We start from the raw sequence: 14,351 nt of genomic DNA, 5'->3' as shown, positions 1-14,351 counted from the left end.
GCACGGTTGCGTGAACCGTCGCCTGCTGCACCATTGCAGCCGGGTGATGAACGGCGTGCCTCCACCCAGATCCGCCTCGAGTACCACGACCCCACCAGGAGACGGTCGCAGCCAATCGCGCAATTTTCTCCGGTGAAAGAGCGCATCTGGTGGCTCTGGTGCCATCTGGTATGGGCATGGCAACAGCTTGAGCACTGGCTTGCCAGTCGGCGACGGGGTGCGCCTGTCGCGATCGTCAGCGGCATCATTCGCTCAGTACAGGTGGATAGCGCGGCATTCAAGGCCTACGAGGCCATGGGATGGAGCGTCGACGCCAACGCGCGCAGCGCATACGACTACACCGACGACATCTCGCGGGATACCTACTATCGCGTGACTCCCGTCGTCATCACGTTGACGGATGATCGGGTTATCCACTTCTGCGAATACCAGGTCACAGACCGTCGGGTTTCGTCCAATGCACCTTATTTCGCGGGCCTGAACGGCATGCGCGTGCTTGCTGCAGGCTGGTGGGACAACGGCTGTTTTTCCGCGTGGGGCATGCGCTTGTCCGGCCGCCGTGAGCCACAGACTGTCTATGTTGCAAAGCGCCCTCGAAACTTGCCCGAACCGCTGGAGACCATACTGTCGCGCAGGAACTCCAGCCTTAGCGAGGCGATCGGCCTTCTCGGTTATTTCAGTGCGCTGATGCTCGTGGTCATGCTTTTTGTGGCAGGTAGCGAATTGGGCCTGGAAGGTGCCAGTTCCCTCACGGGGATGATGGTCGGGATGTTTACCCTCGCGCCGATGTTGTTCGTGATCATTTCACAGACGCTGATGCGCCTGATGGCGGGGCCCTTGCGCTCCATCCCAGAAATGATGGCGGCGGGTGAATACGGCAACCGCCATCTCCGCTTGCGCAGCTTTGACTTCGGCCGCTGTGAGCGTGCTGTGTTTCAGGTGCTGGAGCGACCGCAGCAAGAGTAATCTTCGAGAGCGCCCAGTCCAGCCTCCCGGCGGCGTGCTTCTCGGCACATAAGGCGGACACCAAAACAGATGACATCGCCCACCCCATCGACCTCTCCCGATTCCGCCTTTTCACTCCAGGCCGCTGCGACGGATGAGGATAGAGAAGCCTGCCTGCTTCGGCTGAGCGCGTATTCACCGGACGCGCCCGATGCTCCAGTGCCGTTCAGCCAACGTCTAGCGGACGCTGAAGGGTGGTCGCGCTTATATACGCTGACCGTCATCGAGGAATACAAGCGCTTCGCGTATCTGGCGGTGTTTGCGGGCCACCCCGTCACGCCTTCCGAGGCCATCGATGCCGCCTGGCATCTCCATCTGCAATATTCGAAAGAGTATTGGACGGTGTTCTGCGGCGAAGTCCTGCGCGCGCCGCTGCATCACGCGCCGGGGATTGGCTTGCCGGACGAAGACGACGCCTACGCACAGCATTACGCGCAAACACTGGAAAGCTACCGGCGCATGTTCGGCGAGGAGCCGCCAGCCGACGTCTGGCCGAGGCCGGAGCAGCCCGAGGCAGCCAAGGCGCCGGAAACTGTCGTCCACACACAGCATGTGCCGGAGCCGGTCATGCCGCCGCCCGCATCCACAGCGCACTCATTCATGCCATCCGTATGGCTTGTGATCGCCGTCATTCTCATCGCCATCACCACAAATGTCGCCTCGGATGTCGATGTGCTCAGCTATTCGGGGCCGCGCTTTCTCGCGTTCTACCTTGGCGCGTGCGTGATGGCGTGTCTGCTGATCCGGGGCCTGCATCGCGCTGCCTACAGCCGGAACCCCTGGGGTGCCGCGGCTGGCAACGTGCCGCGTCAGCTGACACCTGCGGAGGCGGCGCTCATCACCGGCGATGCCGCACGAATGGCGCAGGTCGCGGCGTTGACGCTGCTTGATGCGGGTGCGATCCGCATGGCCCCTCCGGCTAAACGGAAGCGCGACCGCAACACCTACGTGGTCGCGAACGAAGATCGAAGGCCGGAGCGTCACGTCAACGCGTGGACATGGCTCGCCCGGCAAACGCAGCAGCGCTCGCCGTGGCCGAACTTTCACAATCGGCTCGTCGATGAAGCATCCGACATGACAGATCGGCTGCGCAGCGAAGGATGGCTGTGGACCCGCGGCGCGATGCGCGGAACGACGCTCGCAGCGTGGGCCATTGTGCTGGCGACGCTCTGCCTGGGCGTGATGAAGGTCTTTGTAGGCCTGTCTCGCGAGCGTCCGGTGATGTGGCTGCTGATCGAGATGGCGCTGTTCGCCATCGTGTACTGGGGCGTGACGGCGCGGCTGATCGGCGTCGGGCGTGCCGGCCCCACTGCGGGGGCCAACGCCGCGCTCGAGGTCTATCGCAAGCGCGGCCAACAGGGGCCACGCGCCGGTTTGTCGACGCACGACCTACTGTGGTTGACCGCGTTTGGCGGCACCAGCGTGCTGGCCAACACAGCATGGGCGCGATACCGATCGATGATGGGACCACCCGCCGGCGCCAGTTCCGGCGGCTCCGGAGGCGACACGTCGAGCAACTGCAGTTCAAGCAGCAGTAGTTCCAGCAGTTGCAGCTCGAGTAGCTGCGGATCCAGCGGCTGCGGCGGCTGCTCGAGCAGCTAGCCGAATCAGCTGGCGCTTTCCGACGGCGGATCGCCCAGGCCCAGCAGCTCCTCGATCTGCGACAGCGTCGCATCGTCCTTGACCACCGTGCGCAGCCAGGCATGCAGCGGCATGTCGCCCCACTTCGCGGCACGTGCGGCGAGGTAGGCAACGGGGCTGTGCGGCTCGGTCTGGCGGAAGAACTCGGCCACATCGCGCAGCTGGTTCAGCGCCTGGGCGCGCGTGCGGATGGGGCCGGAAACCACCGTTTCGATGACGGTGCCGGCGGCAGACTGCGTCGCCTGTTGCGAAGCGTCCTTCGCTTCCACGGCGGTTGGCTTGGGCTCCGGCTTGCCACCGAAGCGCTCAACCAATGCGCGCACCGCTTGCAAGGCTTCGCGCGCCGGGCGGAAACTCGGCGCGTGATCACCCGCCCGTGCATCGAGCACGGATTCCAACCGCAGCAGCGCGGCGCCGCAGCCGACCACATCGTCGTGCAGCGTCTTGTAGAACGCAGGCGGCGTGGCCCGCCGTGCGGATTCAAACTGCTCCTGCGTGATTTTTCCGCGCGACAGCTCGTCTGCCTGCTCCGGATCTCGGCGGATGGCTTCGACCAGGCTGGTGGCGACTTCCCAATCGATCAGGCTATAGCCGCCCTTGCCCGCCTCCACCAGCGGAACCTCGCGAATGAGCTGGCTCGAACGCGTCGCAAGCCACGCCATGCTGCCCATGCGCGCTTCAGGATCGTCGGCTTCCGGCAGCGGGTAGAGGTGCTCCCAGAACTGCTCGCACAATCCGGCGATCAATTCGTAGCCCTCCCGCAGGCCGGCAAAGCCACGCTCCTTCGACAACGCCTCGGCCAGCCATGCGGCCAGGCGCAGATCCTTCGTGCGGTTCTGCAGCAGCGACGTGCTCTCGGCGATGACGGCGCGCCAGTCGGCTTCCTTGATCTCGGTCACCCAGTCGCCCTGGTCCAGCGACGGGTCGTCAAAGCGCCGCGCCTCCTGGATGCTGTCGAATTCTGCTGAGAACAGCATGTCTTCGCCGCAGGGTTGGGCACCGGGCAACGGCGCGAGGAGTTGGTCGAATGGGAGAGAAGCCATGGTGTGAAACGATGAGCCGTGTAATGCGAGGGTCAGGGTTTGGCGATGCGGCAATCGGCCAGCACCAGCGTCAGGCCAACGAACTGCCGGTTCAGGCAGTCCAGCGTGATGTCCTTGCTGGGCTTGTACGCCGCAAGCTTGTGATCGGGAAACAGCGCCTTGAGCGCGTCACGCTGATCGTCCTGGAACGGCGCGCCCACCTTCAGGTCTTCCGTCATGGCCAGCGTGTTCAGGCTGTCGTCGGACAGCGGATAGACCTGACCCTTGAAGACCAGGCGGCGACCGTCGTATTTCTTCGACGCGGTCGGCGCGTCCTTGAAATATTCGGTCAGCACCTGGCGGTACGAAACCTGCAACGGGGTGTCGTCCTGAGCGAAGGCGGGCGTGACCAGCAACGCGACCCCAGCAGAAGCGGCGGCGAGGCGGAACAGTGCGTTCATATCAGCGTGCGTGAATGAGACGTCCGCGCGCGCGGGGCGGACGGTGGAGATGCTACGCAGGCTTGGGGCGGTTGGGGGGATTGTTTCTAAATCTTCATGTAGCCCCACTCCCCACAGCCGGCCCTAGAGGTCTCTGCGAATATCGGCGGCTCAGACCGCTTCAGGTACCTTGGCCGGCCAGGTGAGCGGCTGCTCTGGTCCGATACCGTTTTCCCGCCTGGTCTGGCCAACCTCGCTGTTCCACCCCACAGGAAAGACCGGCCAGTAGCACAGGCACTCCGCCAGCCAATTGAGTACGTGGTCGGGGTTGCGGCCTTTGTGTAGCCATTCGCTCGGCATGGCGGGAGCTTGCACGGCGTCCATGCCCTTCTGCATGAACGTCTGTATGTAGCGCCAGAGACGCTCGCCACTGTTGCGCGGCCCAACCCAGATCAGATCCTCTCCGCGTCGTTGCGGATCCACTGCGTCCAGCGGCGGCCAGTACAGAAGCAGGCAGCCGCCGTAGTCTTTCTTGCGCCGCTTCTCGCGCGCTTCGTCCGACAAGTCATAAGCGGGCACGCCAAAGCCAGTGACCAGATCCAGCAGTCCCGTGATAGCAAGACTGCCATCCACTTCGCTACCGCTTTGCCTCGACCAGTTCACCTCTCTTCGGAGCTGCTCAGCCCTATCGTTGAGCGAGGTCGCGTACTCCTGGCTTTGCTCAGATTCGGCGGGCGGCACCCAATGTACGTGGGCTTGGACACGTGACCAGTCGAGTACTGCATTGCCGCCCCACCGCCCGGGCCGCAACACGTACACCTTCCCTGTGGTTCGGTTGAAGCGATAGCGTGCACAGCGCGCCGTAAACACGTAGCTTTGAAACTCGCGCCAGAGCAGGGATGCCATGGGTACGCCTAGCACCGTGAGGAGCAACATCCCCAGGAGCACCCCGAGCTCCTTGATGGAGTTCGGTGGAAACGGTATCTGCGGATCGCCAACGAACGCGACATCCCACAAGAACCACAGTGTTCCCGCGCTCAATAGCAAACATAGCGGTATGAAACACATAACTACGACCAAGCCAGCCCAACGCGGCAGCTCATCGTTGCGCAGATTGCTCAGTTCCAGGAAGTGCTCGTTCAAGTCGAGGACTGTCGGCTCAGAAGGCCACAGGATGGCCAAGTCGGACGAAGTGCCATCAAGCGCGTGCTGCATAGGGGCATCGCGCAAATCGGCATAGTCTTCAAGGGCCTTGACCATGCCGTGCTTGCGGCGATAGCGATGAAAGGCAGCTTCAAATGTGAACATCGTCGGATGCTGTTATTCAGTGCACTTCAATTCACGGACTCGGTGGTGCACATACGGCACGGTGCTTTTCGAGGGTATCCGCCGCCTTGGCCTGGTAACTCAGCTCCCTCTGCATCGGACTTGAGGTATGGAAGCCCTTGTGCGGCGATTCATACCCAATGGATACCGGCACCTTCCTGGCACGAGAAAACTAAATTCGCTGAGTTAGGCCGGTTTGCGAAACGATCTCTGCCGGCCACTTCGGCTGCGGAGCGAGGCGTTGTCCGACGTACGCGGGCCTTGCTGTAACGCTTGTGGTCGCGCGGCAGATCGACGCGTGAAGGATTGGGGTAGCCGAGGACGGCAAAGATACGTTCGGCTTGCTGAGCAACGGGGCGCCATTGGAAGTAGAAGCGAAGGCCATAGTAAATCGCTGCTACAACCCCGAATGTAGAAAACATCGGCAACACAATGTGAAATGTCCCGGCATCGATTTTGGGGCCAAACGAAAACAGGCTTGATGCCAAATAGCTGGCACAAAAGAATACGGGCAAACCCACTACCAGTCGCAAAAAAAACTCCATACGCAAAGCGCCTATGCGCTCGCACACCCCGTGAGCAATGCAAACTCATCCATAGGGTGTGGTCCCTCGGCCTGATGGCGGCCAAGGCCCGATCTGCTGCACGTGGCTGACGCGCAACCACAAACGAGACTTCATCCCCATTCTTGAACGTCACCTTGCTGAAGCCGCCTGCCACGGTGCGCTCGCCCAACTGGCAAGTAAAGAACTGCACCGCGTCACCTGTGGATGTGGCCGCCAAGCCAGCGCCCGCAGCGGCTCCAGCCAGCCCCGCCGTCGCAAGGCCAGCGGCCACAGCCGCACCAGAGCCCTGCTGTGCTTCGCTCAAGAAAGCTTGTTCGCCATCGTGAATCGTCAGGCTGCTGACCATCCCCGAGATCAGTTCCAGTCCATCGCTCATTCCGCCCCCCCGTCAAGGCTTTGTTGAAGGCGGAAAGCTGCGACTGGGCCGTCTTGTAGCTGTCTTGCAGTGCGCCCGCTTCAAGCCGAAGGCGCAGCGGTCGCACCACTTCTGCAAGGCATCAACATGGCTTTGCTTTCCGCGATTCGGCTTTAAGGCGGCGGCGCGTTTCTATGGCCAGCCAAATCACACTTTTTCTGGCACCCACCTTAGTGGTTCCTCTGGCCCAATTCCGTCTTCTCGACGCGGCCGACCACAATCGCTGTTCCACTCCTTCGGAAACGTCGGCCAGGTGCAAAGGCGCTCGGCCAAACAATGCAGCGGCGCCCACAGAAACGTCATCAGGAAGGTGATCTTCGTCTGCGCGGAGTTGTGTCCACGGCCGCCAATGTCGTCCAGCACACGCGACGCCGACAACTCAGTTTCTTCCAAGTGCTGCCTTGGCGTATGGAAGCCCTTGCGCAGCCATTCGTATTCAGTCGGTGCCGGGACCTTTTCCATACCCTCTTCCATGAACATGCGGATGTACTGCCACAAGCCCTCCCCGGCGAATTTGGGGCCCACCCACAAAACGTCTTCGCCTTTGCGCTCCGGATCAGTGGGGTCCAGCGGCGGCCAATAAAGCACCAAGCCACGTATGCCGAAGGGGCCACCCCCGCGCTCTTGCCGAAGCTGGCGGGCGAACTTGTCATCGATCTGGTCGGGCGTCATCTCGCGCGGAGCGCACCAGTTCACATGTGCCTGGACGCGATCCCAGTCCAGGATCACGTTCCCGCCATAGCGCTTTGGCCGCAGGACGTACACCTTGCGCGTTGTCCGATTGAAGCGATAGCGGGGGCGAAGGTAGGTGAAGAATGTCGGAGCTATGCTGGAAGGATAAAACAGGTGCACCACAAAAACTGACACCAAAAAAAATGCAATAGAGTATAGATAGAATCTAGGCTCACTAAAATAAATCGATCCGACAGCAAAAAAGACGATTGCTAACACCGGAACAGACATCAGAATAATGCCGAGCAGAAATTCCAGCGATCGATCTGCTTCGCCCATGTTCGACAACTCGACGAAGTGTTCGTTGCGATCAAAGAGCGTTCTCATCCAATCTAGACTTGGCTGCGCAGCCCCCATGTTCCCGCTGGATGGCGACAGCAACGAAGTGTACCGATTGATGTCAGCTATGTATTCAACCGCTTCTTTCTGACCATTCTTTTTTCTATGAATAAAAAATGCCGCCTCACAATCAAACATGCGACGCCCCCAATTTACGCGCCAATTTCAACCAACGCATCTGCCAAGTCCTTCTGCATGTCACCTTCACTTCTATAAGGGGTTTTATTGCTATCAGACCGCTTAAATGGTTGAGCCTGCAGCCAGTTCTCCCATGCCTTGCCCTTAATTTTTGCAATTGCTGCAGTTAGCAACAAAGTAGCAACCGCACTCCAAATATTCAGGCGCAACAACCATTGTGGAGCTGTCACAAATTTCGCGGCCCGTAGAGCGCCGTATACTGATACGCCGCCAGTAATTGAGCGTGCAAAATACGCTGCCGTTAGATCGAGATTTCCCTCTTTTGCCGCGGTTATACCATCCACGCCATCCACCACAATCGCAAGTATCGTCCCAGCCGCTACATATCGTGCCGCGCCCGCTTTCAGCGCTAGTAATTCCGTTTCCGCAACAGCAGACACTCCTGCCTTTTGCGTCTTGGCTAATACATCGGGCACTTTCTTGTACACCGCCTTCTCATAGAAATCCGCGCGGGCTTGCTTAAGAGAGCCAACCAGCGTCGACGCTGCGGTAGTTAGGTCCGCCATGGAGCGAGCGTCTTGGCGGGAATATGCCCGCGCAAGTGCCGGAAAAATAGCCAACGTACTTACCCCGCATAGGACGTAGCTCACTCGCATCTCTTGCGCCGCGCTGTCCGCCCCGCCACGATTAAAAAAATTGCGAGAGGCTTTCTGAACCTTGTGCGCTAGGTATTGAAACACGTCTTTGCGCTGCTGGCTGTTGAGCTTGTCTTTCTGCAACTCAACGAGATGCGCAGCTGCCTTCGAGCCGAGCCCGTTCACCAGCATCAGTGCTTGCGCCCGCGCAATCATCGCCTCCAATTTCGTAATCGGCGCGACTCTGAACTTACCCATGACGGCTGCCAGCAGAACCGATGTACGGCTCTCCAGCGCCGCTTTGCGGATTTCTGCCGCCGCATCCCTGCCCTTACTGATTGCCGCCGCCCGGTCTTTGAGCATTTTTTCAAGGTCGCTCTTTCCGGCGGGAACCTGTTGCTTGGTGGCTTTGTACGCTTCGACAGCGTCTAGAAGCTTGGTGGTTTCTTTATTGATCTTGTCGGCGTTCTTGACCGTCTTGCTCATCGTCTTGATCGCGGCCATCGCATCGGCATAGGCCTTCTGGTCGCGAGCGGCCTCTTTGGTGTCAGTGGGTATCCCATCGTCGGGCGGCAACGGCTGACTCAACAGCTGGAGCGCTGCCACCATTTCCTCACTGATTTCTCGGTTGTTCAAGCTCAGCATCCGCCAAACGAGATTTTTCTTGTGCGGAGTAAACGTGTCGAGTGAGCCATACCACTCCCTGCCACGCGGGCTATTATCCAGTTGCAACAAAATTGCGCAGAGTTGTCCGGCGCAGCGCTCGCCATCTCCGGTCTCGGGGGAGGCCGTTTCGCTGTACAGGCCCAGCGAACGGTCCGTCAGGCTGTCGGCCTTGAGCCAATGAACGAGGTCCTCGGCAACCGAGTTCATCCCGGTGTCGCGATTGTGAAGCTTCTTTCGATGCAACCCATCGAAGGTCCGGACTGCGTCCATGTCGCAGTACTGGTCGACAGTCTTTGTGGCTCTATCGTTCAGGCCCTCCACTGCCTTGCCATGCTTGGCTACCCGCTCATTGATCCGCGTCTGAAGCTCGGCTTGCCGACGACGGTTTAATTCCTGAACAGTGATGGTTTCATACGTGCCGTCAGGGCGCCGTAGCTTGACCGGTTGAGGACTGTCAGAGCCTGGATAATAACTGCCCATGTTGTCCCTGACTTCCCGCATATGATCCGTCCCGGCGTCATAGTCAGAGACGGCCTTCTTCTCCATCGCGGTCTTGATGACCTGGATGCCCTGACTTGCGCTGCTCTTCCAAGCATTGCTGACGCCCCGCGAGTCCGTTTCCCTGAGCCACTTCATGTACGGAATCGCCGCCGTCAAATGATGCAGGCTCAATTCCTGTGCAATCCCTAGCGCGTCTTCACACGCCACTACAGCGCCTTTGTTGTCCTGCAGGAACTTGCGCATACCCTCCAAGCGCGGGCCATGCGCCTTCTGATATGTCGGCTGTGTTACGAGGACCGTGCGCACCTCTTCAATGATCACGGGCGCCGCATCGGGCGTGGGGATGACTTGCTGGTCGGTTTCCTCGACCTCGTAATTGCCCCAGCCACGCTCCTGCGGCGTCATGCCCATCAGGCCGAAGAACTGCTCATTCCCGACAACCTGAACTTTCTCATCCCCAAGCGCGGCATATTCCAGCACCTGTTTGTCCAGTTGCGCAGGCTGCATGCTGTCAGCCTGGCTGGTATTGCCACCGAGCCAGCCAGCAACATCGAACTGTTGCATGTACTTTGCAGGGTTCGGTTCGATCTCGCGCTTCAGGTGCGCCGGGTCGATCGGATCGGGATGGAACGCATACCAGAGCGATTTGACGTTCTTTGCGTCTTTGATCCAGACCAGACTGTTATTGGCCTGCCGTGCATCCCGCGCGCAGGCGATCTTGACCTCGGCTTGCTGCGGGAGCATCACAGGAAACTGCTTCAGATAGCCATGCGGATGGATGGCGTACCCCTCCCACTCCAGCAGGCCGCGCCGCTCGATGCGCAAGTACAAGTAACCGGCGCGTAGCATCCGTACGCCGTAGCGTCCCGTTTTGATGGAAACCCCGCCTGGCTGGGCTTGAAGCTTGCCGGTGGGTTTGAACTTGTCGAGAAGAGTCAGCCCTTCTGACCGCGAACTGTAGCCAACGGCGTAGCGTGTAAAGAGAATCGGCAAGCCTTCGCGCTTGCAATCGTCACACGGGTTGGTGCAAACCATGTGTTTCGTCTCCGGGGTTCAGGCAGGCATCGAAGGCGCTCACAAAACGCGCTTCCGGATCTGCACTCAGTGCTTCCAGCGTTTGGTTCAACACGCGCGACCAGTGCGGCGTGTCCCAGTCAATCGAAGGTGGTGCTTCGCGGTACCTGATGCTGCACCAGACGAAGTCTTCGAGGTTTCCCCCATCCAGATGGTGCGCGGTACCGATTGAAAGCAATTGCCGCATCAGGTTGGCGTTGGGTTGCTCACTTGGAGTGACACCGTTTTCCGCAAACCGCGCCCACACCCGATTCCCAACCGGCGCCGAATGCGCCGCCCGCCATTGCTTCGCATCCATCAAGCGGTTCAATACCGCCCCCTCCGTCCCCCTGTCTGGCTCCCTAGACAGCTCGGCCTCGAACCATAACGGAACGGACACAACGGCATCCTGCGTCGATACCATTTCCTCTAGCGCCCATGGCCCCCATGGCTGCGTCAACGACCACCATCCCTCCACCGGGCCTAGCCACATGGCTTGCTGCGCGGCAGTCAGTTCGGGCCACACGCGCTGCAGCACGCGTGGGTCCTGGTAGCGAAAGACTTTGGCGTTCCGGCCCTCGGGGGGATATTGAAACCCCAGCATGCCGAGGTGTTGTGCGAGCCTGGCTGCAGAGTCGGCGCTGAACAGCACGGCCCCCAAACCTTGCCGCACCAACCGTTGATGTGCCTGCCCGCCCGCGGTCATCACCAAACGGGCCAGTGCATCTCGTGATAGTTCCTGCTCCAAACTGTTCGTTGCGCCGTCTGGTAACGCGCTGTCGGGCAGCGGCACGACGCAGGGTGCTTCGTTCTCGCGCCCCGTGTAAAAGTCGTCTGGCACGGCAACGCGCAAGGTGGCGGCTTCCGGCCATGCGTCGGAAATCGCGTCAGCCAGCGGATTGCTTTCCCACGCGTCCAAGAGAAGATAGGCGCGCAATGGGTGTGACCCCGGCCGTTGCTGCCGCTTCAATGCGTGATAGCGGGCAGCCAGCTCACGGCACCTTGCCAGGGCGTCGGGATGTGGCACGTCTGTATCTGTGCTGTCGGCCGCAAATAAGGAGGTTTCCAAGTCCGCCAACGTGCGATGGGTCATGCTTTTGTCCTGCCGGTTCAACGTGACACCGAGCCAGCACCATTGGCGGCGGCGCTGCTTTCTTGCACGCCACAGCCCTTCAGATTACCGCCCACCAGGCTGTTATCTCCGCCCGCCCCACCCGGCCCCACAAACCGATGCCCCGCCCCCTTAAACGTCACCATCCCAGGCGCATGCAGCTCAATCGTTCCATTCGTCACCTTGATCTGCGCACCGGCCGCATTGACGAGCACGTGCTGCTTCGCCTCCGCAGTGACGTTGCCCTGCGTGGAGGCGACCGTCACGGCCTTCTCCGCCACCAGATGGGTCTCGCCCTTGAGGCTCGAAAGCCCGACCTTGCCGCTTGCGGCATGCATGGCGATGCCCGGCGTGGCATCCCCGGCTTGCCCGAGCGATTTGCCGTGCGCGTACAGGCTCACGCCCTCGGCCACGGCGACGGACAGGTTGCCGCCCACCGCCACGTTGGCATCCTGCTTGGCCGCCAGCGTCACGTGCGTGCCGGCAACCAGCACCGCATCGGCCGGCGTGGTCGCCAGCACCCCTTTGGGCGCCGACACCTGCAGATGCGGTTCGCTGTAGGCAACGGCTTCGGCGCCTTCGCCCGCGCGTTCGGTGTGGCGCAGCACCTCGGTGGTATGGCGCAGTTGCTTGAGCGCGGGGAGCTCCTTGGCGGCCGGCTCGTCGGAGATGCCGGCCTTCTGCTTCTGTGCGGCATCTGCGAGGGATTCGGCGAGGTCGCTGGCGGCCTCGATCTGGCTCGCCGCGGCTTCGCTGTCCTGCAATGACGTGCTGGTGCCCGCGCTGTGTGCGGTGAGCAGCAGGCCGGCCCCGGCGCGCACGGCACCGCTGTCATCGGTGGCGAGCGCGGCGCCGTGGCCGAGGTCTGCCTGGCGGGCGCTGTCGCTTTGCTCCTTGTGGTGGCCGAGCACGAGTCCGGTGGCCGCCTGGGTAGTGCTGAGCTGCGTGCGGCCCTGGCCTTCGGTGTCATCGAACACGAGCTGGTTGTAACCCGACGAGCCCGACTGGCTGCCGGCCAGCGCCTGCGTCTTGATGCCGGACAGCACGGCGTTGTGGGCGTAGGCGCCCTGGCTCTTGCTGTCGCCGGCAAACCATGCGGGAGCGTTGCCCGTGGCGCCGGCCGCGCCGGCCTGGTTCTGGTTGTACTGCGCGTCGGCCTGGCCGCGGCCGTTGTAGGCGGCGCCCACCACGACGGGACGGTCGATGTCGCCCTGCAGGAATTCCACCAGCACTTCCTGCCCGACGCGCGGCAATGCCACGCCACCCCAGTTCGGGCCGGCCACGGGCGCGGTCACGCGCACCCATGCGCCAAGGCCTGCGCTGGCGCGTGCGTTGTCGTCGCCTGCCGGATGCGGCTGGCGGCTGGCCGAGCGCGCGCCGCGCTGCCAGTGGAACTGCACCTTGATGCGGTGATCGCGGTCCGTATGCACGGGGTCGTCTGCGCCCACGACCAGCGCGGTCTGGCTACCGATAACGGTTGGACGAGGGTGCAGCGCGCGGCCTTGCGCATCGCTCTGCTGCGGGCGCACGGGCACGTTGTCGCGCACGACGGTGAAATGATTGCGATAGAACGGCGCGTCGTCGCCTGCGGCATGGTTGCTTCCCGCGGCCAGCACATCGCCGCCGCGCAGTGCGCCTAGCGTTTCGGTCAGTACCTGGCCGAAGCGGTCGTTGAAGTTGTTGCGCGCCTGGTGCTTCACGGCCAACACGGCAAAGCGCTGCTCGCCATCGTCATGATCGAAGTGATCGAGCAACTGGAAGCGCGTGCCGGTCGCCAAGGTGCGGGCTGTGCCTTCGCCGTCGAACTGCTTGTCGCGCAGCTCCAGCGCTTCCATCATCAGCCGCGCCACACGCTGCGCCTGGTTGTTGTCCTCAAACCAGTACTGACCGGGGTAATCGGTGTCTTGCAACGTCAGTTGCGGACCGTCGTTGCTTTGCTGCTGCGCGCCGAGTTGCGCCGTGCGCTTGGCGTTGGCGCGGTAGTCCCAACTGGCGATCGATACGGCATTGGTCTGCCAACGGCGGGCGCCTTGCCAGCGATCGATCACGTCTTCAGTGGCGGTGGCATCTGCACGGCCAAAGCGGATGCTCGCCTGTGCGTTGTCGGCAAAGACGTCATTCGAATCTGCAATGACCATGCGATGCACGCCCAGCGCATGGCCGTCCTTGGCCTCATGCTCGAAGAAGTAGAACAGCCCTTCCTCGGCCAGCAGGCGCGTGATGAAATCGAAGTCGCTTTCTTCGTATTGCGTGATGATGCTGCGGCGGGTATAGACGGTGCTGTCACGCAGCGCCCATCGCCACGCGGGCACGAGCCGGCCCTGGCCCTGATAGTCCCCAAACACGCTGTCGACCACCTCGATGACCGACATGTCCTGGAACAGGAAGCTGTCCTGCCGATGGCGCAGGAACGCGAGCCACGGTTCGATCACGAGCCGATAGCGTACGAGCCCGCCGTTGGCGCCCAGTTGCTCGAAGCGCGTCACGTGGCCATGGAACGGTCGAAGCGCGCTGCGGCTTTGCTGCGTCAGCAGGTCCAGCCGCACGGGCTCGCCGAGCAACTTGGCGGAATCGATGTCGGCGTTGTCGGACAGCGCCGTGAGTTCCAGCCGGAAACCGCCCGCGTCGATGTGCTCTGCGGCATCGAGCTTCTCCGCCAGCAGCGCGTTGGGCCCCAGCGGCGTTTCCAGCCGGAGCAGCCGGTCGGCCTGCGAGAACGACGCGCGCAGCAAGTTGGCCAGTTCGGTCGGAGAAACCATGG

10 protein-coding genes and 1 pseudogene are annotated in these 14,351 nt (G+C 61.7%); 2 read left to right on the top strand and 9 right to left on the bottom strand.

Annotation, left to right across the window (positions count from 1 at the left end; genetic code table 11):
• The first annotated feature begins 6 nt into the window (after window positions 1–6).
• On the top strand, window positions 7–966 hold the full coding sequence (locus KHN96_RS05495; RefSeq protein WP_062739533.1) for a hypothetical protein: 960 nt from the start codon (window positions 7–9) through the stop codon (window positions 964–966).
• A 69-nt stretch (window positions 967–1,035) separates the two neighbouring features.
• Window positions 1,036–2,607, top strand: coding sequence for a TIGR04222 domain-containing membrane protein (locus KHN96_RS05490; protein WP_082063020.1), 1,572 nt, complete (start codon window positions 1,036–1,038; stop codon window positions 2,605–2,607).
• A 5-nt stretch (window positions 2,608–2,612) separates the two neighbouring features.
• On the opposite strand, the gene tssA is transcribed toward KHN96_RS05490, so the two are convergent.
• From tssA to KHN96_RS05450, 9 genes and pseudogenes are all read right to left on the bottom strand, one after another.
• Window positions 2,613–3,689 (bottom strand): type VI secretion system protein TssA, encoded by a 1,077-nt coding sequence (gene tssA / locus KHN96_RS05485; RefSeq protein ID WP_062739531.1) that lies wholly within the window; start codon window positions 3,687–3,689, stop codon window positions 2,613–2,615.
• A gap of 32 nt (window positions 3,690–3,721) precedes the next feature.
• Window positions 3,722–4,129, bottom strand: coding sequence for a hypothetical protein (locus KHN96_RS05480; protein ID WP_082063018.1), 408 nt, complete (start codon window positions 4,127–4,129; stop codon window positions 3,722–3,724).
• A gap of 150 nt (window positions 4,130–4,279) precedes the next feature.
• Window positions 4,280–5,416, bottom strand: a complete 1,137-nt coding sequence (locus KHN96_RS05475; protein ID WP_115044526.1) for a hypothetical protein — start codon at window positions 5,414–5,416, stop codon at window positions 4,280–4,282.
• 149 nt (window positions 5,417–5,565) lie between these two features.
• Entirely contained in the window at window positions 5,566–5,979 is a 414-nt protein-coding gene (locus tag KHN96_RS05470) for a hypothetical protein (protein WP_147282551.1), read from the bottom strand.
• A gap of 4 nt (window positions 5,980–5,983) precedes the next feature.
• Window positions 5,984–6,346: pseudogene (locus KHN96_RS22990) on the bottom strand (hypothetical protein); the annotation flags it as partial.
• A gap of 216 nt (window positions 6,347–6,562) precedes the next feature.
• Window positions 6,563–7,624, bottom strand: a complete 1,062-nt coding sequence (locus tag KHN96_RS05465; RefSeq protein ID WP_062739529.1) for a hypothetical protein — start codon at window positions 7,622–7,624, stop codon at window positions 6,563–6,565.
• Window positions 7,625–7,638: 14 nt separating this feature from the next.
• Window positions 7,639–10,461 (bottom strand): T6SS effector BTH_I2691 family protein, encoded by a 2,823-nt coding sequence (locus KHN96_RS05460; protein WP_062739528.1) that lies wholly within the window; start codon window positions 10,459–10,461, stop codon window positions 7,639–7,641.
• Window positions 10,439–11,572 carry a DUF4123 domain-containing protein gene (locus KHN96_RS05455; protein ID WP_062739527.1) on the bottom strand — a complete coding sequence of 378 codons (1,134 nt, stop codon included), beginning with the start codon at window positions 11,570–11,572 and terminating at the stop codon, window positions 10,439–10,441. The genes KHN96_RS05460 and KHN96_RS05455 overlap by 23 nt, the downstream gene beginning before the upstream one ends.
• A 17-nt stretch (window positions 11,573–11,589) precedes the next feature.
• A complete protein-coding gene (locus KHN96_RS05450) occupies window positions 11,590–14,349 on the bottom strand; it encodes a type VI secretion system Vgr family protein (protein ID WP_115044528.1) in 2,760 nt (919 codons plus the stop codon).
• Window positions 14,350–14,351 lie beyond the last annotated feature (2 nt).

This window comes from Ralstonia mannitolilytica, assembly GCF_905397375.1.
GTDB classification, from domain to species: domain Bacteria; phylum Pseudomonadota; class Gammaproteobacteria; order Burkholderiales; family Burkholderiaceae; genus Ralstonia; species Ralstonia mannitolilytica.
Note: the sequence above shows the minus strand (reverse complement) of the source record. Positions and strands in the feature narration are given on the sequence as shown.

Bases quoted from the DNA above. Each gene is read 5' to 3' on its own strand.
- KHN96_RS05490 (WP_082063020.1), top strand. From the start codon at position 1,036: ATGACATCGCCCACCCCATCGACCTCTCCCGATTCCGCCTTTTCACTC.
- tssA (WP_062739531.1), bottom strand. From the start codon at position 3,689: ATGGCTTCTCTCCCATTCGACCAACTCCTCGCGCCGTTGCCCGGTGCC.
- KHN96_RS05480 (WP_082063018.1), bottom strand. From the start codon at position 4,129: ATGAACGCACTGTTCCGCCTCGCCGCCGCTTCTGCTGGGGTCGCGTTG.
- KHN96_RS05475 (WP_115044526.1), bottom strand. From the start codon at position 5,416: ATGTTCACATTTGAAGCTGCCTTTCATCGCTATCGCCGCAAGCACGGC.
- KHN96_RS05470 (WP_147282551.1), bottom strand. From the start codon at position 5,979: ATGGAGTTTTTTTTGCGACTGGTAGTGGGTTTGCCCGTATTCTTTTGT.
- KHN96_RS05465 (WP_062739529.1), bottom strand. From the start codon at position 7,624: ATGTTTGATTGTGAGGCGGCATTTTTTATTCATAGAAAAAAGAATGGT.
- KHN96_RS05460 (WP_062739528.1), bottom strand. From the start codon at position 10,461: ATGGTTTGCACCAACCCGTGTGACGATTGCAAGCGCGAAGGCTTGCCG.
- KHN96_RS05455 (WP_062739527.1), bottom strand. From the start codon at position 11,572: ATGACCCATCGCACGTTGGCGGACTTGGAAACCTCCTTATTTGCGGCC.
- KHN96_RS05450 (WP_115044528.1), bottom strand. From the start codon at position 14,349: ATGGTTTCTCCGACCGAACTGGCCAACTTGCTGCGCGCGTCGTTCTCG.